The sequence below is a fragment of the Mitsuokella apri genome, assembly GCF_051886055.1.
Lineage (GTDB): Bacteria > Bacillota > Negativicutes > Selenomonadales > Selenomonadaceae > Mitsuokella.
This window is the reverse complement of the sequence record NZ_JBJEXT010000009.1, coordinates 15,724-36,862: the sequence shown is the minus strand read 5'-3', so window position 1 is coordinate 36,862 and position 21,139 is coordinate 15,724. Positions and strand designations below refer to the sequence as shown.

21 protein-coding genes are annotated in these 21,139 nt (G+C 51.0%); all 21 read right to left on the bottom strand.

The window, feature by feature from the left end; all coding sequences use genetic code 11:
• Nucleotides 1–46: 46 nt before the first annotated feature.
• Nucleotides 47–1,150, bottom strand: coding sequence for an ABC transporter substrate-binding protein (locus tag ACI4OH_RS01350; RefSeq protein ID WP_435721134.1), 1,104 nt, complete (start codon nucleotides 1,148–1,150; stop codon nucleotides 47–49).
• Nucleotides 1,143–1,937, bottom strand: a complete 795-nt coding sequence (locus ACI4OH_RS01345) for an ABC transporter permease (protein ID WP_439783989.1) — start codon at nucleotides 1,935–1,937, stop codon at nucleotides 1,143–1,145. The genes ACI4OH_RS01350 and ACI4OH_RS01345 overlap by 8 nt, the downstream gene beginning before the upstream one ends.
• Nucleotides 1,934–2,773 (bottom strand): ABC transporter permease, encoded by an 840-nt coding sequence (locus ACI4OH_RS01340; RefSeq protein ID WP_439783988.1) that lies wholly within the window; start codon nucleotides 2,771–2,773, stop codon nucleotides 1,934–1,936. Before ACI4OH_RS01340 ends, ACI4OH_RS01345 begins: the two co-directional genes overlap by 4 nt.
• Nucleotides 2,760–3,833, bottom strand: coding sequence for an ABC transporter ATP-binding protein (locus ACI4OH_RS01335; protein WP_439783987.1), 1,074 nt, complete (start codon nucleotides 3,831–3,833; stop codon nucleotides 2,760–2,762). Before ACI4OH_RS01335 ends, ACI4OH_RS01340 begins: the two co-directional genes overlap by 14 nt.
• A gap of 150 nt (nucleotides 3,834–3,983) precedes the next feature.
• Entirely contained in the window at nucleotides 3,984–4,841 is an 858-nt protein-coding gene (locus ACI4OH_RS01330) for a DUF4236 domain-containing protein (protein ID WP_295715268.1), read from the bottom strand.
• 64 nt (nucleotides 4,842–4,905) lie between these two features.
• The gene (locus ACI4OH_RS01325; protein ID WP_295715266.1) at nucleotides 4,906–5,646 is read right to left on the bottom strand and encodes a PP2C family protein-serine/threonine phosphatase; all 741 of its coding nucleotides are present in this window, start codon (nucleotides 5,644–5,646) and stop codon (nucleotides 4,906–4,908) included.
• Complete coding sequence (locus tag ACI4OH_RS01320; protein WP_295715264.1) at nucleotides 5,646–7,559, bottom strand: AAA family ATPase; 1,914 nt, start codon at nucleotides 7,557–7,559, stop codon at nucleotides 5,646–5,648. Before ACI4OH_RS01320 ends, ACI4OH_RS01325 begins: the two co-directional genes overlap by 1 nt.
• Entirely contained in the window at nucleotides 7,552–8,169 is a 618-nt protein-coding gene (locus ACI4OH_RS01315) for a 4Fe-4S single cluster domain-containing protein (protein ID WP_439783986.1), read from the bottom strand. The genes ACI4OH_RS01320 and ACI4OH_RS01315 overlap by 8 nt, the downstream gene beginning before the upstream one ends.
• Nucleotides 8,166–8,831, bottom strand: a complete 666-nt coding sequence (locus ACI4OH_RS01310) for an FHA domain-containing protein (RefSeq protein ID WP_295715260.1) — start codon at nucleotides 8,829–8,831, stop codon at nucleotides 8,166–8,168. Before ACI4OH_RS01310 ends, ACI4OH_RS01315 begins: the two co-directional genes overlap by 4 nt.
• Before the next feature lie 38 nt (nucleotides 8,832–8,869).
• Entirely contained in the window at nucleotides 8,870–10,207 is a 1,338-nt protein-coding gene (locus tag ACI4OH_RS01305) for a hypothetical protein (RefSeq protein ID WP_302610386.1), read from the bottom strand.
• Nucleotides 10,208–10,241: 34 nt separating this feature from the next.
• Entirely contained in the window at nucleotides 10,242–12,137 is a 1,896-nt protein-coding gene (locus ACI4OH_RS01300; protein ID WP_302610388.1) for a serine/threonine-protein kinase, read from the bottom strand.
• Nucleotides 12,137–13,210 (bottom strand): DUF5050 domain-containing protein, encoded by a 1,074-nt coding sequence (locus tag ACI4OH_RS01295; protein WP_439783985.1) that lies wholly within the window; start codon nucleotides 13,208–13,210, stop codon nucleotides 12,137–12,139. Before ACI4OH_RS01295 ends, ACI4OH_RS01300 begins: the two co-directional genes overlap by 1 nt.
• A 5-nt stretch (nucleotides 13,211–13,215) precedes the next feature.
• Nucleotides 13,216–13,983: a hypothetical protein gene (locus ACI4OH_RS01290; protein WP_295715252.1), complete on the bottom strand. Its 768-nt coding sequence runs from the start codon at nucleotides 13,981–13,983 to the stop codon at nucleotides 13,216–13,218.
• A 33-nt stretch (nucleotides 13,984–14,016) separates the two neighbouring features.
• Nucleotides 14,017–14,463, bottom strand: coding sequence for a His-Xaa-Ser repeat protein HxsA3 (gene hxsA3, locus ACI4OH_RS01285; RefSeq protein ID WP_439783984.1), 447 nt, complete (start codon nucleotides 14,461–14,463; stop codon nucleotides 14,017–14,019).
• 43 nt (nucleotides 14,464–14,506) lie between these two features.
• Nucleotides 14,507–15,214, bottom strand: a complete 708-nt coding sequence (locus ACI4OH_RS01280; protein WP_295715248.1) for an MORN repeat-containing protein — start codon at nucleotides 15,212–15,214, stop codon at nucleotides 14,507–14,509.
• A gap of 160 nt (nucleotides 15,215–15,374) precedes the next feature.
• Entirely contained in the window at nucleotides 15,375–16,790 is a 1,416-nt protein-coding gene (gene hxsB, locus ACI4OH_RS01275; protein WP_439783983.1) for a His-Xaa-Ser system radical SAM maturase HxsB, read from the bottom strand.
• Nucleotides 16,787–17,854, bottom strand: a complete 1,068-nt coding sequence (gene hxsC, locus ACI4OH_RS01270) for a His-Xaa-Ser system radical SAM maturase HxsC (RefSeq protein WP_317430087.1) — start codon at nucleotides 17,852–17,854, stop codon at nucleotides 16,787–16,789. The genes hxsB and hxsC overlap by 4 nt, the downstream gene beginning before the upstream one ends.
• A gap of 4 nt (nucleotides 17,855–17,858) precedes the next feature.
• On the bottom strand, nucleotides 17,859–18,908 hold the full coding sequence (locus ACI4OH_RS01265; protein ID WP_295715242.1) for a hypothetical protein: 1,050 nt from the start codon (nucleotides 18,906–18,908) through the stop codon (nucleotides 17,859–17,861).
• On the bottom strand, nucleotides 18,896–19,111 hold the full coding sequence (locus ACI4OH_RS01260; protein ID WP_365284414.1) for an HxsD-like protein: 216 nt from the start codon (nucleotides 19,109–19,111) through the stop codon (nucleotides 18,896–18,898). Before ACI4OH_RS01260 ends, ACI4OH_RS01265 begins: the two co-directional genes overlap by 13 nt.
• A gap of 25 nt (nucleotides 19,112–19,136) precedes the next feature.
• Nucleotides 19,137–19,511 (bottom strand): His-Xaa-Ser system protein HxsD, encoded by a 375-nt coding sequence (hxsD, locus tag ACI4OH_RS01255; protein ID WP_439784002.1) that lies wholly within the window; start codon nucleotides 19,509–19,511, stop codon nucleotides 19,137–19,139.
• A gap of 148 nt (nucleotides 19,512–19,659) precedes the next feature.
• Nucleotides 19,660–21,114 (bottom strand): alanine/glycine:cation symporter family protein, encoded by a 1,455-nt coding sequence (locus ACI4OH_RS01250; protein ID WP_439783982.1) that lies wholly within the window; start codon nucleotides 21,112–21,114, stop codon nucleotides 19,660–19,662.
• Nucleotides 21,115–21,139: the final 25 nt, after the last annotated feature.

The window sequence follows — 21,139 nt, the reverse complement described above, 5'->3', positions numbered from 1 at the left end:
CCTTTTGTCGACTTTATTATATCACATCTGCCGATTTTCGGCAATCTTATTCGACTTTGACCTGCAGCCAAAGCTTGGTATAGAGCTTGTCGACAGCCTCGCCAAGGTACTGATACGTCTCCTGTCCCGTATACGTTTCCTCATCCGGGAAGGCGATTTCGCGTTCTTCTTCGTCCATGTCGTCGGCTTCAATTTCTTCGACGGCAATGTTCGGCGTGGAGTAGCCGAGGGCTTCGAAGTTTTTGGCGGCGATGTCGGGGCGGCAGAGGAAGTCGATGAAGCGGTGGGCGTTTTCGACGTGTTTGGCGTTTTTCGGAATAACCCAGCCGTCCATCCAGAGGTTCGTGCCTTCCTTCGGCGCGGCGCAGAACGCGAGGTCCGGATTGGCCTTTATGAGGTTGATGGCCTCGCCCGAGTAGATGACGCCGAGCGCGGCTTCGCCCGAGGCGAGTTTGTCGCGGATATCATCGACGCCGTAGGCCTGCACGAGGGGCTTCTGGGCAATCAGCATGTCGCGGGCTTTTGCAAGCGTCGCGGAGTCTTTTGTGTTCATCGACTCGCCCATCAGGCGCAGCGGAATCATAAAGGCATCGCGCGCGGAATCCTGCATGAGGATTTCGTCTTTGTACTTCGGGTCAAACAGCACGGACCAGCTGTCGACGTCTCCATCGACCATTTTCGTGTTGTACATGATGCCGACCGTGCCCCAGCAATACGGGATGGAATAGCGGTTGCCCGGGTCGTACGACTCGGCCTGCGCGAGGAAGGCCTTGCCGATGTATTTTTTCGCGTTGGGCAGCTTCGCGTAGTCGAGCGGCTGCAGCAGGTCGTTTTCGGCCATTTTCTGAATCATATAGTCGGACGGGCAGATGAGATCGTAGCTCGTCGCGCCCTCTTTGACACGCGGGTACATGCTCTCGTTCGTGTCGTATTCGTCGAGCACAACGTGGATGCCCGTCTCCTCCTCGAACTGCGTGATGACCTCGGGGTCGAGGTAGTCGCCCCAGCTGTAGATGTAGAGCGTGTCCTCGCCCTCCGACTCTTCGCTGTCCTCGCTCAGGGCGTCGCAGCCGGCAAAAAGCAGGGTGCTGAGCATGGCCACGACGAGCACGAGGTATTTCCATTTATAAAACTTAGTCATGTTAGTCATCGAGCAGCCCCTTTCTCTGATGGCGGCGCAGGAGTTTCCAGTTGACCATCAGCAAAGCGACAAAGGCGATGACGCCGACGAAGAACAGGGTCGAGAGCGCGTACATCTCGGGATGGATGCCGAGCTTCAGCTGTGCGTAAATCGCCGTCGTCAAGGTGTCGATGCCCGCGCCCTTCGTGAAGTACGTGACGATGAAGTCATCGGCCGACATGGCAAAGGACAAGAGAAACGCCGCGGCAATGCCGGGCCGCAGCTCCGGCAGGATGACCTTGCGGAAGGCCTGAAACGGCGTCGCGCCGAGGTCGAGGGCCGCTTCGTAGCAGACATTGTTGAGTCCGAGCACCTGCGGCAGGATGCAGAGCATCGCGTACGGCAGATTGATGACGACATGGGCCATGAGAATCGTGTCGTAGCCAAGGCGCAGGCCAAAGCCGAGGAATAAGAGCATCAAGGCGATGCCCGTGACGATGTCGGCGTTTAAAAGCGGGATATTGGCAAGACCGCGGAATGCAAGCTGACTTTTCTTTGAAAAACGGCGCATGGCAAGGGCCGTGATGAGTCCGAGAAGCGTCGCGAAAAAGGCCGCGGTCAGGCCAATTGTCAGGGTATTCAGGAACGCGTCGATGATTTCCTCGCTTTCAAAGAGCTTCGTGTACCACTCAAGCGTGAAGCCCGTCCAATGGCCGCGGTAACGGCTCGCGTTGAACGACTGCGCGATGAGCACGAGAATCGGCGCGTAGAGGAACAGGATAATCAGGCCGAGATAAAGTTTCTTCAAATGTTTCATCTAGCTTCGGCCTCCTTTTTCTTCGCACCGCGGTCGGCAAAGGCCTCAAGCACGATGTTCAGGATAATGAAGACCATGAGAATCATCGAAAGGGCGCTGCCGAGCTGCCAGTCATAGGCCGCCGTGAACTCCTGCTCAATGATATTGCCGATTAGGAGAATCTTGTTGCCGCCAAGCAGCGCGCTGATAACGAAGGTCGTGAGGGCCGGGATAAAGACCATCGTGCAGCCGCTGACGACGCCGGGCACGGACAGCGGAAAAATGATGCGGCGGAACGTCTGCCATTTGCCCGCGCCGAGGTCATGTGCGGCCTCAATGATGCTTTTGTCAATATGCGAAAGCGAAACGTATAAGGGCAGTACCATATAAGGAAGGAAGTTGTAGACCATGCCGATGACGATGGCGAGCGGCGTATTAATAAGGGCCATCGTCGGGAGCCCGAGAGCCTGCAAAGCCATGTTGATAATGCCGTTTTTCTCGAGAATCGTCTGCCAGGCCATGGTCGTCAAGAGCGAATTCATCCAGAGCGGCAGCAGGAACAGCAGGAAAATCAGCAGCATCCTGCCTTTTTTGATTTCCTGCAGAATCAGGCAAAGAGGATACGCTAGCACGAGGCAGACGATTGTGCTGATGAGCGCGAGCTCGACGGAAAGGCCGAGGGCCTTTAAGTACTCAATCTGCACGGCTTCAGCGAGATTTGCCAGCGTGAAGGCGCCATCCGCGTCCGTCAGGCCGTGCCAGAGCACGAAAAACAGGGGCAGCACGATGAAAATCGCGGCCCAGATGGCAAACGGCGCGGCAAAAAGGCGCGCGGCCGTCTTGTTATTTTGCATCATGCGCGGCCTCCTCGTCCTCAGACGCCGGCTTTGCCATGATCTGGATATTCGACGCGGCAAGCTTCAGGCCGACTTCCCTGCCCTGCTCATGCCCCGTAATCGTCTGCACGAGCCACGAAAAGCCGCCGGCCTCAATCGTAATGTCATAAACCGTGCCCTTAAAGACGACGGAACGGATGACGCCTCTAAACTGGCCGTCCTCGGGCGCGCAGATCTGAATGTCCTCGGGGCGGATCTGCACGTCGACGGGCACGTTTTCACCAAAGCCCGTGTTGATGCACGGAATATCCTTGCCGAGAAGGTGCACGAGCTTATCGCGGACCATGATGCCGTCGATGATGTTGCTGTCGCCGATGAAATCCGCGACAAAGGCATTCTCGGGCTCGTTGTACACGCTCTCCGGCGTGCCAATCTGCTGAATCCAGCCCTGATTCATGACGACGACCGTGTCGGACATCGACAGGGCCTCTTCCTGGTCGTGCGTGACAAAGACAAACGTGATGCCGAGCTCGCGCTTGATTTTGACAAGCTCGCGCTGCATGCTCTGGCGGAGTTTGAGGTCGAGGGCCGACAAAGGCTCATCGAGCAAAAGGACCTTTGGCTCATTGACGACGGCGCGCGCAATCGCGATGCGCTGCTGCTGGCCGCCCGAAAGCGCCGTGACGTCGGCATGCTCATAGCCGTCGAGATTCACGAGCTTCAGGGCGTATTTGATTTTATCCTTGATGTAGCTGGCTGGCTTCCCCTTGATGCGCAGCCCGAACGCGATATTCTCCGCGACATCCATATTCGAGAACAGCGAATACTTCTGAAACACCGTATTGACCTGACGCTTCTCCGGCGGCAGCTTCGTGATGTCTCTGCCATCAAACAGAATCCGCCCGCGGTCCGGCGTCTCAAAGCCCCCAATCAGCCGCAGCGTCGTCGTCTTGCCGCAGCCCGACGGCCCCAAAAGCGTCAGGAATTCGTTCTCATGAATCACGAGGTTCAAATCCTCCAGAATCTGCCTCGTGCCGTAAAATTTATCCATATGCTCCAAACGTAAAAGTTCCTTTGCCAAATTTCACCCTCCAATACACAAAATTTTCCCCTGCTACCCCTACATAATAAATGCCCCTCTATTGTAACATAGAAGGGCACTGCCGTTCAATTAGTTGTTCGCGTTTTATCCGCAAATTTAACAATTTATAAACAGTCGATTTTAAGATGGTCATAAATTGTCTAAAGGAACGATTTTTTTGAAGCCATCTGCCAGCGTAAAGTCCATGCGATGCTCGAAAGATTCTACCGTATCCGAGGCATCGAGCGTGGCAAAATCCAACGCTTCAAATGGTTTGCGCTTGAAATCCACGGAAAGAATATCCGTGCCATTGTCATACGCATCAATGACAATATGCCTTACGGGCAGCAGCGCAAACATGTCTCTGGCAATGCGGATGGCGCAGCCGCATACGTAGTCCTGCAGTAAGTCGTTATACTGATTCTTGGGCAGACGCCGCGCTTCCCCCAGCACGGTTCCGCTGTTCACCGCAAAATGAATGGCAAGCATGCGCGGATCATCCGTACCGCATTCAAAGTTGCTTCCATACTGTATCAAATCATTGAGCGGATTGACATCATTGATGACCTCAAAATACGTATCAATGTCGCCTTCCAGTACTCTTTCTGCGCGTTCGTGAAAGTATTGATCCTGCGGGTCTTCTGAAAGCAGCATTTTCTTCCAATTAATCGGTGCATCCGCCGTCCGGTATATGCTCTCGATACTATCGCGTATGGCTGCGACATCAATAACAGGTGCTGCTGGTGCAGTCGGCGCAGCCGTATAAGCCGAAGCAGATGCCGTATTGGTATAAGCGGATGAAGTTCTGCGCGAACGGGAACCGCTGCTTGAAGTAGATGTATAGTACAGTCCTGTTCCCGGAATGCCGACCGAAGTCGTCGTGCGGCCTGTGGAACTGAATGTCTTGTGAATCCCTTTGCCGCCAATGCTCAGGCTGGTGCTTTTGCGATTGAAGTTAATCCGGATGCCCGGTGCAATCTTGACACTTCTGCGAAATCTCCATCCCATGATATATTCCTCCTATCGAACTAGCAAATCCTCGAATCCTCGAATTCTCGAGTTATCAAACAAATCATATGGTCTTATCGGCAAGTATGACCGTGCAGTCATCGTTGGAGCCATTGGCCAGGGCATATTCCGTCAGTGACAGCACGGCTTTTTGCCAGTCGCCCTTGGCCTGTGCTAAAATATCTTCCATTTCATCTGTGCTTAGATATTCATGGACCCCGTCACTGGTCAGCAGAAACTGCGCTGGTCCATTCTGGCGAAAATGAACTTCGTCGAGACTTAAAAGACTCTCTTTGCCTCCGCCGAGGCAGGCCGTGATTTCATTGCGCGCGGCATAGTTTTCGGCTTCCTCTTCCGTGAGTTTTCCCGTTTTTACGAGCCGTTGGACCACGGTGTCATCCTCGGTAATTTGACGCAGGTATTTGCCGGCCTGAATGGCATAGACCCGTGTATTGCCAACATGGAACAGGATGGTATCTTCCTTTTCCGGCAGCAGGAAAATTCCCGAAAACGTCGTTGCCATACTGCGGTAGACGGGATTCACCGCACCTTTTTCAATCAGCAGATGATTGACATGCTGAAAAAACTCGCGGTCGGGATTTTTCTCCTGCGCAAGTACCTGGCAGACAAAGTCAGATGCTTCGGCACCGCCTTGATTGCCGCCGACACCATCGGCCACAGCCACAAAGCCCCTTGTAAGCTCTGCCTGTCCGCTGCCATCTTTCTTTACAGACTGGCCAATGAGCACGCGGTCTTCATTCGCGCCTTTCCCTGTGCCTTTGATTGTATGCCAATATACCTTCATCAGCGGTCAGCCTCCTTTTTTATGCTCTTGATGCTCCCCTTCAGGGATACCGGCGCGGTCGCTGTATCAATGCCTTCGATGGATACAGATACATTCTCGTAGGCGTCGTTGTCAAACAGGAAACGGGCCAGCGGATTAATCAAATGGCTCTCGACAATATTGCCGATACCGCGGCCGCCATTATTCAGATTTCCCAGTGCGGCCTTTAACAGTTCTTCATGCGCGGCCTCCGCAATAGTCAATTCTATCTGTTTTTCGGTATGCATCGTCTTCACGATTTTCTGAATCTGGGCATCGAGGATTAATTTCGCCACATCTGGACGGATGAAGTCAAACACGACGATATTCTCGCCGATGCGATTCAGAATTTCCGGACGGCCGAGTTCCAGTTTGAAATAATCCTCGATGGCACCGCGCACACGTTTTGAGACTTCGGGGTATGGCATATCACTTGTAACATTCGGATGACGCTGCCCCATCGCGTCGCGCGTATAGATGCCCAGATTGCTGGTGAAGATGATGATGCATTCAGAAAAATAAACCGTCTGGCCCTGTCCATCGGTCATGCGGCCGTCTTCAAGGATCTGCAGGAACTTATCCATGATGGTCGGATGGGCCTTTTCAATCTCATCAAACAACAGGATAGAAAACGGCCGTTCCCTGACGGCATTGGTCAGCTGCCCGCCCGCTTCGTAGCCAACATAGCCCGGAGGAGCACCCAGCAGTTTCTGGTCACTGTGGCTTTGGCTGTATTCACTCATATCGAAGCGGATACAGGCGTCTTCGCTGCCAAACAGAATTTCTGCCAGCGTCTTGGCTGTTTCTGTCTTGCCCGTTCCCGTAGGGCCGGCAAAGAAAAGCACGCCTTTGGGCCGCCCGTGCGATGACCCCTGCAGTCCTGACAGGCCCGTTATGGCCCGTTTGATGATATCGAGCGTTTTTGTCTGGGCATACGGCTGTCCTTTCACACGCTCTTCAAACCGTTCTTTCGCATGCTTGATTTCTTCAAGGTCAAGTTCCTGCCAGGGATTTTCACGGATACCGTACTTGAAAAGGTCGATAACCCTGCACATTTCCCGGATATGCAGTTTTTCCTTCTTACAGAGCTTGCGCAGACCATTGAGCTCGGTAAAGCTCATGCCATCTGTTAGAGCCACAAACTTTTCCTGAATCTTCTTCAGTTCTTCCGGCGCTGTCTCATACTCCCTGATGTCTGCCTGATAGATATCACGGGCAAAGAAAGAAGAGAAATTCCCGCCCATGACCAGGCTTTCCCGTTCTTCCTTCGCCGGTGCGCCAATCGCTATATTCTTGACATTCGGATTCTGCAGATAGAACCAAGCAGGCAAATCGTTCAATTTATTCGCGATGATGATGAGCAGATTCTTGCGCATGACATGCGTTTCTTGATCCAGCACATCTTTGGCCGTAAGAGACGCCTTAACCAGACCGGTAAAGGCATCCACCTCATCCTGATTGAGCTGGTCCGGAGATGATATATACCGCGAGGCCATATTCATGACAATGACGACGGCTTCTTTATTCTGCGTCAATGCCTTTTGCACGAGCGAAGCAGCTCCGCCTTCTTTATCCCCGCGAAAAGCTGCCTGAATAGAGCTGCCATAGGCTCTTTGTCCTACGAGCTGGGCAAATTTCTGCACCATGTCTGCTTCACAGCTGTTATAAAAACCCTGCAGACTGTCATAAAATATAATGTCCTGATACCCTGCATCACGGAAAAAATAATGCAGATAGTCGGTCAAGCGGACAATCGAGCCTTTCGGTGTACTCCCTTCCACCGGATATTGATAGACATCAAGAACATTCCCGTCGAGAATTAATACGGGCTTTATTTTGGAAAACAAGTCAAGCTCCCGATGCCATTTAGGGATAAAATCCTTTGTCTCACTCACCTATGATCACGCCTCGCTTTCTCGCTGCTTCTGCCAGTTCTTTCTGAAAATTTCTTGTGTGAATGCCCACGGATACAATACCATCCGCAACAGCAAAATTCTGAATTCTATTGGGACCGGCTGCCATATATGCCTCATAGCGGGCCTGCAGTTTTGGCTTCAAATAATAGATTTTTTGATTTGCCGAGCCGCGCAGATGACAGCCATTATTCTCCTCTGCCACATAAGGACCGTCAATCAGGACGCCGATATACTTTAGACAGTCCCGCATCGCAGGCGTTCCCTTGCTTATCTCCTGCATCTGATAGCCTGTGTAGACAAAAATATCCTCGGTATACGACTGCAGGGCCTTCAATAACAAGAACAGCTCTTCTGCCTGAAAAAAGGGATCTCCGCCCGTGATGATAATGCCGTCCATGTCGGCCCTTTGCAGGATTGGCTGCAGAAGTTTCATCAAGCCATCCAGCGGAATCTCATATTGCTCCTGTTTCTCCCAGAGCTCCGAATTGCTGCAGCCGCGACAGCGCCTTGGACAGCCAGCCAGCCAGATGCCAAGTCTTTTCCCCGGGCCGAGCACCTGCACCGGATAAAGAACACGCGCGACATTCATGCCATCATCCCCACAACAAAATAAGCGGCCTGTTCCTGCCGGTCCCCGTTCATGGCCATGCCGCCCAAGCCGATTTCATCGCCCGGATGCAGTTCTACACGTCCTTCCGGAATGCGCTCGTTGTTGACATACGTATAATTCGTCGTACTGAGATTCTCAATGTAAAGCTTTCCTTCGGCAGCCGTGAGTTTCGCATGGATACGGCTGACATATGGTTTATTCATCAGCGCTTCTTTCATCTCATGTTCCCGTCCGATGATGATAGTGCCGCAGGGAATGGCATAGATATAATGCGTGCCAATCTGTTCAAGACTGTAATGCTTTTGCTTCGTTTTTTCCTGGGGCATGGGCGCAGGCAGGACATCCGCTATGTCTTCATGACATGTTTGACATTTGCGGGCCTGCGGTGGATTGACAGCGCCGCAGACAGGGCAGATGCGCACGAGACCTCTGCGTTCTGTCACTGAGGCTGCTTGATTGATGCTGCTTTGTTCACTTGTCAGCGTTTGAGGCACTTCTTCCTCTGTTGTCTCTTTTACCTCTTTTGTCACTTCTTCGGGGTCCACGGCGGGCACGCCCGTGAGGTCATACCCGCAGGAAACACATTCTACAGAGCTGGGACTGTTTTTTTCGCCGCATGCCGGACATAATTTCAGCCGCATGGATGATTCACCTGCATTTCTTTTGCTTTATCTCGTATTTATTCGGAAGCCATGGCCTTAGGCTTTGTGACTTTTATTTTTTGTCCGTTCTTCCGCGTTTTCTTGAGCTCGTAGTCTTCGACATTGATGACCTGCGCATAGTCAGCAGAAGCCGGCGTCAGGGCAATCCGATTGCCTACAATGACGCCTTTATCCGACAGACGGGCCTCTATTTCCTTGAACCGGTCACAGAATGTAAGCATCTGATTCTCAAGCTGACTGCACTCCGCCGGCGTCGGCAGTCGGTCCGTCTTGTCGAGCTTGCCGAGCTCTAAAGATATCTGGCCATTGTCCGCATAGGTAACATCGATAGCCGTATCCCCGCCATACTGATAAAGCTCATTGCGGAAATGCGTACCATTGCGTTTTTGTACCTCACGCTGCCCTAAAACATCGTAGCCCATATCTTCCATGACTTCGTTCAGGGCCTGCTGGATGTAGGTCTTTTGTGCCTGCGCCTCGGCCTTGCTCTTTTCCTGCTGAATCTGCTTTTTGAGCACGGCGATGGCCGCATGGTCAAAAGGAACGGCAGCACGTTTCTCTGTTCCGTTCAAGTCACACAGTGTTTCATATTGCAGCAGCAGGTCCTGATACTCCTGGCCAATCTCCTGCCATAAGTCCAAAAAATCCTGACACTCTGCCAGCATCTCCGGCAGTTCAATCTCACAGAACGCATCAAGGCGATGCTGCTCATTGGCCAGCTTCATGCGTGCAACCGCCTTAGCCACTTCCTGCTTGTAAAGGATTGGCAGATAGGGATTGTCCTTAAGGTCAAGAAGTTTCTCGATGCTGTCTTTGACAAAAGGACGAACAGTCTGCTGGGCCTGATGCTTAGCCGTATTACCGGCATCATTTGCTGCCTTTGGGGCACACTCTGCCGTGAAGAGGCCAAATATTTCGCTGTCCAGCATCTTGGCCAGTCTTGCCCGCAAATCGGCGGATTCGCCATAGCCCGCATGGATTTCCCGATTATTTTCCCGCAGCTTCGCGTCAATCTCTGCTAACTGCTGCTCTATTTCATCGTTTTGTTCATCACTATAGGCAAGCCCCTTCATCGCAGTCAAGTTTCGCTGCAAAGACGAAAGCGTCGCCCACATCTGCTTTATCCTGCTCTGCAGTGTATCTGCCTTGACCCATTGCCCACCATTTGCAGGCATAGAAGCTTCGAGTTCCTGCAGACTGTTTTCCTGTTCATGAATTTTTTGCTGATATTTCTCAGCCTGCTGCAGCAGCTGTGCACGCCGCAGGGCAATTTGCTGCTGATGCAAAAGTTCCTGCTGAATCGCAGCAATTTCTTCTGCTGTTAATGTATAGACACTGACCTTAGGTCCGCTCATGACTCAATTGCCCCCTTAGCAAAACTTTCAATTTTCAATGGGCATTCCCTGCAATGGCCGCTCCTTTTCCCTGCACGGTCAGCCAAGCGTAAAATTGAGCTGTCGGCTGTTCATTTTCATAGGAGTCTTCGTCAGCATTGCCAACATGCTCCATCAGGGCAGCTGCACACGAATCGATATCGCCGTCGGAATTGAGCTTTTCCTGCAGGAAATCCGTCAATGAGGCAATATCAGCAAAGCGGCCGTACGGTGTAATCAAATCGTGTGTTTTACTGTAGTAATATCCGATGATATAGAGCTGGGCCTTGGCGATTCGTGCATCATGCCGTTTTTTTGCATCGATATAGCGCGTTTCAATGGCATTGATTTGACGCACGCGCTGTAGATTTTTGCGGTTGACGACACTTTCGCGGCTTGAAAGCAGCTGCCTTGACGTGATATTCCCGAAAACATCCAAAAGATTTTTATCGTCATCCTGCAGACTCTTCAGTAATGCTTTGCCAAAGGCCTGCATATCTGCATAGCTTTGGTTCAGCCAGTAAAAGCCTTTCAAGGAAGGATACAGACGGTAAAGCGTGCGGAAGTATTCTTCATCCTCACGCTCCGGATGAAGACGAACCGTTTCCTCCGCATCGATGCAGATATTGGCTAAGTCGCCATTGAATTTTCTGAAGTATTCCGACAAGGTAGAGCGGTAAAGCCGCTTCCTGCCGTTCTGCCAATCGTTGGCCAGTGCTTCGACCAGACTTTTTAAGTCACGGTACTTATGGTACATAAAGGTAATGGGCGGAATTTGCATAAACGGTTCCAGCGAGTCAATTCTCGTTTCTGCAGAAGCTTTATTGGCCTCGCTTGGCGACGACGCTGCCATGCCCGGTACCGGTACGTTTTCTCCCCTGCACCAGCGCGCAACTTCCTCATAGGTCCAGCGCCTGTTAGGATTCGCCGGATCCTTGCGATTCGTGATATCCACATATGTTAATCCCAGAATCAGCTCTTTCAGCTGCTTCGGGAAATCATCGTCAAAAGGAATCCTCTGTATGGCAACATACTGCGCCAAAGTATTTGCATCAAGTCCCTGATACGGTGTATGGCCGCAGAACAATTCATAGATGGTGATACCGAGAGAGTAATAATCTGATTCGCTAAGAAATAAATTTCGGAATGTCTCCGGAGCCGAGTAATCCGGCGTCATCCCCGTTTTCGTTTGTACGACGGTACGTCCGTCGCTGCGAATCGAACTGATGCCAAAGTCGATGATAGCCACACTCTTCTGATCATCGCAGAGCATGATATTCGAGGGCTTGAGGTCTTTATGGATAATGCCGGCTTGATGCAGCACATGCAGTGCTTCATTGAGATTCGGGATAAGAGAATTGCGCAGCTCGTCAAAGGAGTAAGTTCTTCCCTGCAGGCTGCCGTTCTGGTAATACGGGATAATCTCGAATGGCATCCCCAGCCAGGTTCCGGAATCATAGAGTTTTGCCACATACGGGGAATCCAGTTTTTTCAAAGCGTCCATGACTCCCGGCTTAATTGCCGAAGCACGCTGGTAGACCTTGGCGACATACTTTCTCCCCTGATAGGAGCAAAGATATAAAATGGCCTCACCTGTACCAGTGGATAATATCTGTTCTACTTTATATTTATCCAATAGCACAGTCCCGAGTGGAATATCCGCACCATAATGGAACAGAGCCTGATTGATGGATGTCGCATTCCGTGTGTCACTTCGTAGTGAAGTATTAATAACTGTGGCTGAAGCAATATCATATGTCAATTTGCGTTGTGCAAATTGGTGGATAATTATCATCAACCGCTGAATCAATTGTGATCTTTGTCCCATATCCATTGCATTCACGCTCGTATTTATTTGCGTGACATTGCTTAACGGATTAATCTGCGTTTTATTTGACGTCTGCCCGGCCATTATTCTCCCTCCTCAAGTTTTACGAGTTTCAGGGATATATGGCTGCTGTTGTCTTGCTGATATTCAATGCCATAGTACGCCTGATTGTCCTTGTCCTCTACGATGGAGCCATATAGACCATTTGCAGCTGACCGCAGGGATGTTTTTGCGCCTTTAGTCCATGAGGCAAGTTCTCCATTGCTCTGCAGAAACAGCTTCTGCCCGGAAATTCCTACCAGGCTGGCTTCGGGGTCAGCATCCTGCAGCAGTTTTTTGCTGTCTCTGCCATCTGGCTTAAATTCGACAATGGTGTTTTTCGTCTCTGCCAGAATATGACCATTCAGGAAAAAACGTTCCACATGCTTCATAAGTACATCCGTGCTCTTGCCGCCGACAGCCTGCTTCTTCAAGACAGAACCTTCATCGAGGAAAATTACCGTATCGCCGCAGACAGCAAATGATTTTACGGGAGATTTCACGACAGCCGTTTTGTCTGTTGGCTTCTGCGGGTCGATTTTCATAAGAGCAGCGCCCTCATCATAATCCACGAAATAAATGCTATCCTTGGTGCAGAAGACTTCCCCGCTGTTGCCTGTGTAAATGATGCTTTTCTGCTTGGTATCGAGGTCATACGCATAAATATGACGGTCTTGGTCATCACGGTAGATGATTTGGCTGCCCATCTTATTTAAATAGGAAGCATTTGGTATGATCTGAAATTTTCCTGCCGTATCGTCTGCCGGCACACCCGTGACATAAACGCCATCGCGAATCAGCACCTTGCCTCCGGTCAGCAGGGCATTGACATCATTACCCGTGCCTGCAGCATTCCAATCGTCAAAAACATGACCGGCATAGAGAAATTCATAGGAGAGAATGCCCGTGCTTTGGAAAGCAGCCACGGCATTTCTTTCCTGCAGAACAGTGCCCGCCGCACCAATGCCAATGACGACTGCCGTGACCAGCAGAAGCTTTGCGCCATTCCGAAAAATCCGCTGGACGCCCTGCTCCCGAAGTCTCTGCATATCCTCTACATCCTGCTGAAGTGAGTGAAGATATTCTGCTTTTGTCTCTTCTTTTGTCGTTCTCGCCATGAAACTCACCCCTTCTTCCAGTAGACAATGGCTGCGATAATCATGAGCACAAAGGCTGCATTCGACATAGTGCTGTCAAAACAGCCGACGAAATCATTGATAAGGCCGGGCAGCAGGATAAAGAACAGCCCGATGATGCCTTTGACGAGACGATGCTTAAAACGCAGTACTTTGCCCGTACCAATAAGCCGTTCCTTTTGGTCAACCATGCCGGCAAATTCTGCATCGAGGTCTTTGATTTCTTTTTCGCTGATACAGTATTTCTGGTTGCCGAACAAATCATGCAGAACTGCCTCGTAGTCTTTGCAGTGCGCAGGCAGCTGGACGAAGATATCTCTGATGCTCTTGACCGTACTGTCGGCGAAAATCGTCATGAACTCTTCCGGCCGGATATTGGTATAATTTTTCCCCGTGCTGTCTTCCAAGCGTTCACTTAGGCCCTCTACAGATGCCCTGCTCATGAAATCCGGCCGGTCTGCCGCGGTCAGCTTTGGTCCGTCACCATTCTTCAGGGAATAAATGATATTATCGAGGCAGTCAGGGATGGCTGGCAGAGCCTCCTGCAGCTGCTTGAGCTGACTGCCGGTAAGCGACTGCAGTTTCTCTTCGGTCAGGAACTCCTTGAACTCATCACGGAAAGCCTTGCGCCGTGCCAGTTCCTGATACGCCTCCATGGATTTGATGGCATTGATGCTGCTGATTTTGGCTAAGGATTCATTTTCCGGCTGACAGGCTGACAAGATATTCAATAATTTGATGGATTGCAGATTCATACTGATTCCTCCCCATTTCTGCTATCTGCTGTATTATTTTTCCATTTCCTGTCCGCCCGTCGTCGCTGGCGCAGTCTCCGGTGCAGTCACGGTCTGCTCGGCTGTATCCAAATTCACATGGTCTGCACTGCTCAAAGATCTCATGTTCTGCATCGTCGAAGCATCCGGCGCCACATTGCTGTGCGAGGCATGTTTTGCCGCCGCAGCTTTTGAAGCACCGCCGCCCGTGCCGCTGCCACCGCCGCCAGCAGTATCATTCACATAATTATTCGGGCCATATCTTCCTGTCACACCAGATTCATGCGAACTGTGCGACGAGTGCGACCTATGGCCGGCATAGGTATCATCTCCCAGGAAAAGTCCCAGAATCATGACCACCGAACCGATAGTCAGTACCTTATTCATCGGGATATTTCCCTCTTCGTCGTATAAGAAATCCTCAATTGATTTTTGGACATGTGGAAATTCAAAGTGATCCATAGACATTTCCTCCAGCAAAAACGCAGTACATCAATGCAGCATATCAATGTACGTTGTTATTCTTGCAAACACCATTCTCCCATGACGTCTTAAAAGATTTTCCTGCTTCTTTATAATACTGGGCACTGCCATTCAGTTTGCCATTGACGAATGAGCCCGTAACATGAGGATAATCTCCTGCCGTGTAATAGTAAGTCCCACTGCCGCTCATGACGCCCTGCGACCAGTCGCCGACGTAAGACGCGGCCTGTGAACCTCCGGACATCCAGCGGAACGTTCCCTTGCCATCGCTGACGCCATTTTTTACATCACCGGCATACTTGTTGCCGTCCGCATAAGTGATTTCAGCATAACCATTGACCTCGCCATTATAATGAAGGCCGTCTTTCTGCTGGAACGAAAGCGAAGTGACCTGACCATTGTCAATATCTGCAGTAAAGTCGCTGTAGCCGCGGGCCTCTGCACTCCTGCCTAAGGTAAATGTGCCGGATGAGAACTTGCCGTCCGAGAATTTGCCCTGATACGTGCGGCCATCGGCAAACGTATACGTCCCCTCGACCATCTGGTCATCGGCCCATGTGCCGCTGTAGGTATCACCATTGGCAAAGTGGAACGTACCTGTCCCGCTTCGTTTTGATTTAGAGAATTCGCCTTCGTAAACGCCGCCGTCCAAATGGCGGAACTCCCCCGTACCTTCATAGCACATATTGAGCAGCGGTCCAAAGTACGTACCGCCTTCACTTTCCACCACAGCATAGCTCTGCTGGATCTCCTTCTGGGAAAAATGCATAGGCGATGCCATAGAATATAAAAAGGAAAATACAAGGCCAAAGACCAGCAAAGCTGCACCAGCAAGGCCAACCCGCTTCAGCCAATGATTATGAGGGTCTTCTTTAATTTCTTGAAATTGCTTATTCTTGATGATTTTCATGTTCTTCCTCCACCCACGACTTCAAGACCTGCTGCTCTGCATCTGTTCCATGTCTTAAAACAGCAAACAGACAGTCCAATATTCCCTTATAAATCCTGCAGCGATAGCCATTGGGCTCCTGCGCGAAGATATTTCCATGCAGGGCATACTGGACAACGGGACAGACACCGCAGTAAGGCTGATATACGCAGTCGCAGCAGCCAGGCAGCGTCTCAAGCACGGAAGCCTCTGCCGTGGCTTTGCAGACACGCGATGACAGCAGGCTGCGGTAACTGCTCGTAAAGACATCGCCGAGACGAAAGGCCGGATTGCCAGCTTCTGCGACCATGCGCGCTTCATCACAGGTGTAGATGCTGCCATCGTAATAATAGGCCAGCTGGCCAAAAGCAGCACCGCAGGGAGAACGCAGCTCCATGTAGTTATCGGCCGTTCCCGTCAGCATCTTTTTCAGAAAAAAGCGGGCATGCTGTTCCACAAAAGGAATCCCCTTCAGATTCAGCTGGATGATTTCTCTCAAGGCCTCTCGATAAAACTGCAGGAATTCTTCTGCAGTATAGCCAATCTTCTGCCAGTCTGATTTTGCAAACCCTAAAGGCGTCAGCGGCCTTAAAAAAATACTGTGCTGCCCTTCTTTTAAATATTCCTGCACGATTTCTTTGGCCCTGCCCAAAGAATACCTTGTCGTTGTCTGGATGGCACTGGGGCTGCAGCCGCGCTTTTTTAGGATATTTCGTCCACGCAGCATGGCCTGATAGCTGCTCTTGCCATTCAATGAAATCCTGTTTTTCGTATGCACTTCTTCCGGACCATCCAAAGAAGTACAGATCGCAACGTGATGAGCCAGCAGATAGTCCGCCATCTCTTCGGTAAGCAAAGAGAAATTTGAGACAATCGTATAGTCAATTTGCTTTTTTCCCTTTTTCTGTTCAGCGTACGCAATCATTTGCTGGATGACTGGGAAATTCAGCAGTGGTTCGCCGCCTTGGAATTCAAAGGTCAAATGATGATTGGGAGACTGCAGCGCGATGTCAATAGCTTTTCTGCCGGTCTCGATCTCCATCATGCCTCGTGCCTTTGCCCTATGGTCCTGTGCCTGACAATAGATGCATTGAAGATTGCATTGATTTGTCACGACAAAAATATGCAGGTCAGTTCCCTGAAACAGGTAATTTTTCATGCCGCGCAGCCTGCTGGCTGTTTCAGAAGCATATACGTCCATGGTGTCAACGAGAAATAATTTTTGGTGAAGTCTTTTATGCAGCGGTGTATCCCGTGCTACGTTATCCTGCACAAAAGAACAGAACTCTTCTTTTGTCAGAAAGTCATAACATCCATAGTCATTCGTGATTAGGAACGTCCCATCCTTTTCGTGCCGGAAATTGAAATGATTGATCATGATAGGCTGCCCTTCTCTTTCTGCAGCGGATGTACCTTTGTTTTTGCCATGGAAAGCGTTGTATTGAAGAAGCCGCCGCAAAGCTTTTTGACCTGACATGCCGTACAGGCCTTTGGATAACGGATTTTTTCAGGGCTGATGCTCCTGCGGCAGATTTCCCAATAACCAGAATCCACGCTGCAAAGCGGAAAATTATAGATTGAAACGTTTATCCCCGCCGCTATCAGTTTATTCACCGCTGGTTTCATGGCCATAAATGCTTCACGATGGCCGATGTACACCTGCGCAAAGTTCTTCGCACAATTGCCGCGCGTCTCCAGCCCGATAAAATTCACCGTACGGACAGTTGGATATTCCTCAATGATTCTGTCAGCGATCTGCCCTAAATGCAGATAATTCAGCTTAGTGATGACCACGCGGATTTCCACAGAAATTCCCGCCTGCAATAGATTTTTCAAGGCCCGGTCTGTCTGCAGGAAGCTCCCCGGTGCACGTGTTATGGAGTCGTGCAGTGCGGCCGTATCCCCATGCAGCGGTATTGCCACACATAAATGGGACGGGCATTGCTGGCAAAACTTAGTAAAAAATGATGTTACCGATAAAGAACGGCCATTGGTGAGCAGCAGGACTTCGGTATTTGGAAAGCGCACTGCAATTTTTGCCATCACCTGCAGGAATAGGGCAGGCCGCAGTGTTGGCTCGCCCCCTGTCACCACGATATGCGTGATATCGGCAGGCAGTATATCCACATATGCCAGCAGTTCCTCATCGGGCAGTCCATAGCTCGTCTGACGCTCCCCATCCGAGGTGGGGCACATGATGCAGTTGGAATTACAATGTCCCGTCATGAAGATGGTGGCATCATGCTCCTGATTGGCATAAAGCCGAAACGCCACACCGTCTCCTGCAATCGTCAGAATATCGCCGTCACTTAAATACTTTGCACCGCTGATTTGAGTTAACGGCACAGAGTAACCGTCTTCACCGAGCTGCAGGGACTGGCCCACAAGTTTTACACGCACTAAACGCGGTCCCCCATGATAATCTCTTAAGAACAGATTCATTCCTTCACCACCCCATTGCCTCGTAAATCAGGAATAACACCGTACCTGTCATAATAAAAACAGCAAAAGGAATTTTTCTGACAATCACAACTGTCGGCTCGCCATATTTTGACTTCTCCCAGCGATGCACGCTTGCTGCTTCATCCGCCGTGAGCCGTGCCTCCAAATCTTCTGTGGCGCAAACTGGCAGGCCCTTGACCCGCGAACGCGTAAACTTCAGCACGGTTGCTGCGGTAAGAATCTGACCGGCTTTGACCTCAGCCGTGGGGATAAGCTGATAACTGTATTTTTCTACCACCATGCGCAGACCAATCAAGCAGGCCGCCCAAGCCAGGATTGACAAACTGACGGTATACTGCAGATGATACACCCCTACGGTCACCAGTACCAGCACGGCCAGCCAGGAAAGTCCCGCTGTCAGGATAATCTTCTGCATATTCATTTTCCGCCTGACGTACAGCATGAAGAGCACCAGCAGACAATAGCACGCCTGCATCACCATACTCCCCTGAAAAATGGCGATGGACATGATACGGCGCAATAAGCAGTCAAATATCTGAATAACACCGACCATCATGATATACGAAGCAAAGATTCTGGCCGGATGAATATTCATCCTAGATGACCTGGAACGTTCAAATAGATTTTTTTGCCGGATGCCAATATAAAGTCCATGAGCTGCCACCCAGCAAAATGCTGTGATAAACGCTAAAAAAATAATGAGTATCCCTGCTCCTTCTTGATTTTGCAGGACATATATTCTCCCCGGTATGGCCAGTGCCACCAAGAACAGAAGCTTGCTGTCACCGGCCGCCCATATCCGGAATCTATAAAGCGCCAGGCCAATCAAAATCAACAGGCCGCTGTTCAACAAAAAATCAACAAGATACTGCTGCCCAAAAATCATATAATAAAATACGTCAAGCACGGCAGCCACAGTCCCCGCCCGCCAAAGCAGGGCATTATGAATCAGGCTTTCCCGACAATCTGTATAGCTGCTGACCATAAGTGTCATCAGCAGCAGTGTTATGAGCAGTGATTCTACGACAAGCATGAAGTTCCTCGTTTATTGATGAGTTCAATGAGATAATTCGAAAATTCCTGTACTGTCAGCTGCAGCGGTGCCCTGCTGTCATAAAACCGGCAAATGGTCACCTGTGGCCCTGTCTGCAGGTCAATGCGGCATATATGAGCATAATCACTCACGGCCTGTTCTATGACAGACCGCGGATAAAGCAGCTGCGGATATTCCCGCATTATGCTTTTCTTAACATCCCTGCTGTCATTCATGTTTCTCAAACCAGTCCTCTAAAATATCCGCTAATTCCTCATCGTCCGTCTGCTGATCGGCCTTAATCTGTTTTAAAGGATTCCCTGTATCAACAATAGAAGAGGTCATCGCACGCGCCAGCAGCATCTCGCGCAGATGATGCGTCTTTTGATACACCATGCCGCGCACAGCCTGAGCAATCAGGACATTCTCAAACTCTTCCCCGATATTTACAGGCAGCTCCGCTCCTTTCGCCGCAAAATGTACGGTCCACGTATTTTCATCTTCCGTAATATGCACATAGACGCGGTCTAAAAACATGTAAGCTGATTTCATCATGACCTGCGGTGGATATATCGATTTCAGAACTTGAATTTCCTTTGTCATTGCCATTTTATTGATGAAGTCACCTCTTCTAATTTTTTAAGTATTTACCCATATTAATCAAAATTCTCCATAATATTAAAAATTCCTGCTTTTATCTATATGAAAAAGCCCGCCACAGCTGTGACGGACTAAAATACATATAGGTATCTTACGACTTCGTGCTGGCGAGATCTTCTTCGGCGGCCTCCATGTCGCCCTGATAGTCGATGGCTTCGCCTTTTTTCTCGAAGGCGACGACGTGTTCCTGGTAGTCGAAGCATTCTTTGGCGATGTCTTTATTGAGCCAGAGCAGGCAGATGAGGTTTGGGATGATCATGAGGCCGTTCATCGTGTCGGAGAAGTTCCAGACGACTTCGAGGGTCGTCGTGGCGCCGACGAAGGTGATCAGCGAGAAGAGCACGCGGTAGCCCATGATGACGGGGCGTTTCTTGATGAGGTATTCGAGGGCTTTTTCGCCGTAGTACTCCCAGCCGAGGATGGTCGAGAAGGCGAAAAGCGCGATGGAAACGGAGACGATGAGTTTGGCATAGGAGCCAAAGACCGTCGAGAACGCGAGAATCGTGAGCTGAACGCCCGAGACGAGCTTGCCGGTGCTTGGGTCGACCGTGCCGAGCACGCCCGAGGAGGCGATGACGAGGCCCGTGAGCATGCAGATGATCATCGTGTCGAAGAACGTGCCCGTCATGTTGACGTAGCCCTGACGCGAAGCGTGGTCCGTGCGGGCCGCAGCGGCGGCAATTGGCGCGGAGCCGAGGCCAGCCTCATTCGAGAAGACGCCGCGGGCAACGCCCCAGCGCATGGACGTCAGCATCGAAGCGACAATCGAGCCGCCGATGCCGCCGGCGACGGAATCAACGGAAAAAGCCATGCGGAACATCTCGGCGATGCCAGCCGGCACAGCGTCAAAGTTCACACAGATGACGACGATGGAAACAAGGAAGTAGAAAGCGGCCATGGTCGGCACGATGATGCTCGAGACAAAGCCGATGCTGCGGATGCCGCGCACGAGTACACTCAAGGAAAGTGCGGCGATGATGGCGCCGATGACCCAGGTCGGTACAGCGTAGCTGCTCGAAATCGCCGCAGCGATGGAATTGGCCTGCGTCATGTTGCCGATGCCGAACGACGCGAGTACGACAAAGACGGAAAACAGGAACGCGAGCGTGCGGCCGACGTATTTATTCTTGATGCCGTTTTTCATCGCGTACATCGGGCCGCCGGCCATCTCGCCGACGCTGTTCGTCTCGCGGTATTTGACTGCAAGGACCGATTCGCCGTATTTCGTCGAAAGGCCGAAAGCCGCGCTGATCCACATCCAGACGAGCGCGCCCGGGCCGCCAAGGACCATGGCCGTCGCGACGCCGACGATATTGCCCGTGCCGATGGTCGCCGAAAGGGCTGTCATGAGCGACTGGAACGGCGAGATATCGCCCGCGTGTTTATCGCGCTTTGAAAAAACCATGTGAATCGCGTAGCCGAGGTTGCGCCACGGCAGGAATTTCAGCCTTACCGTCAGGAAAATGCCGGTGCCGACAAGCAGCACGAGCATCACAGGCCCCCAGACAAAATTGTTGACGTCTGCTAATAGCTTCGATACGTCCATACGATCAAACCCTTTCGCTTATAAA

What these genes read in the sequence shown, in the direction of transcription:
- ACI4OH_RS01350 (WP_435721134.1), bottom strand. Translation starts at nt 1,150, where the DNA reads ATGACTAACATGACTAAGTTTTATAAATGGAAATACCTCGTGCTCGTC.
- ACI4OH_RS01345 (WP_439783989.1), bottom strand. Translation starts at nt 1,937, where the DNA reads ATGAAACATTTGAAGAAACTTTATCTCGGCCTGATTATCCTGTTCCTC.
- ACI4OH_RS01340 (WP_439783988.1), bottom strand. Translation starts at nt 2,773, where the DNA reads ATGATGCAAAATAACAAGACGGCCGCGCGCCTTTTTGCCGCGCCGTTT.
- ACI4OH_RS01330 (WP_295715268.1), bottom strand. Translation starts at nt 4,841, where the DNA reads ATGGGATGGAGATTTCGCAGAAGTGTCAAGATTGCACCGGGCATCCGG.
- ACI4OH_RS01325 (WP_295715266.1), bottom strand. Translation starts at nt 5,646, where the DNA reads ATGAAGGTATATTGGCATACAATCAAAGGCACAGGGAAAGGCGCGAAT.
- ACI4OH_RS01315 (WP_439783986.1), bottom strand. Translation starts at nt 8,169, where the DNA reads ATGAATGTCGCGCGTGTTCTTTATCCGGTGCAGGTGCTCGGCCCGGGG.
- ACI4OH_RS01310 (WP_295715260.1), bottom strand. Translation starts at nt 8,831, where the DNA reads ATGCGGCTGAAATTATGTCCGGCATGCGGCGAAAAAAACAGTCCCAGC.
- ACI4OH_RS01305 (WP_302610386.1), bottom strand. Translation starts at nt 10,207, where the DNA reads ATGAGCGGACCTAAGGTCAGTGTCTATACATTAACAGCAGAAGAAATT.
- ACI4OH_RS01300 (WP_302610388.1), bottom strand. Translation starts at nt 12,137, where the DNA reads ATGGCCGGGCAGACGTCAAATAAAACGCAGATTAATCCGTTAAGCAAT.
- ACI4OH_RS01295 (WP_439783985.1), bottom strand. Translation starts at nt 13,210, where the DNA reads ATGGCGAGAACGACAAAAGAAGAGACAAAAGCAGAATATCTTCACTCA.
- ACI4OH_RS01290 (WP_295715252.1), bottom strand. Translation starts at nt 13,983, where the DNA reads ATGAATCTGCAATCCATCAAATTATTGAATATCTTGTCAGCCTGTCAG.
- hxsA3 (WP_439783984.1), bottom strand. Translation starts at nt 14,463, where the DNA reads ATGGATCACTTTGAATTTCCACATGTCCAAAAATCAATTGAGGATTTC.
- hxsB (WP_439783983.1), bottom strand. Translation starts at nt 16,790, where the DNA reads ATGATCAATCATTTCAATTTCCGGCACGAAAAGGATGGGACGTTCCTA.
- hxsC (WP_317430087.1), bottom strand. Translation starts at nt 17,854, where the DNA reads ATGAATCTGTTCTTAAGAGATTATCATGGGGGACCGCGTTTAGTGCGT.
- ACI4OH_RS01265 (WP_295715242.1), bottom strand. Translation starts at nt 18,908, where the DNA reads ATGCTTGTCGTAGAATCACTGCTCATAACACTGCTGCTGATGACACTT.
- ACI4OH_RS01260 (WP_365284414.1), bottom strand. Translation starts at nt 19,111, where the DNA reads ATGCGGGAATATCCGCAGCTGCTTTATCCGCGGTCTGTCATAGAACAG.
- hxsD (WP_439784002.1), bottom strand. Translation starts at nt 19,511, where the DNA reads ATGACAAAGGAAATTCAAGTTCTGAAATCGATATATCCACCGCAGGTC.
- ACI4OH_RS01250 (WP_439783982.1), bottom strand. Translation starts at nt 21,114, where the DNA reads ATGGACGTATCGAAGCTATTAGCAGACGTCAACAATTTTGTCTGGGGG.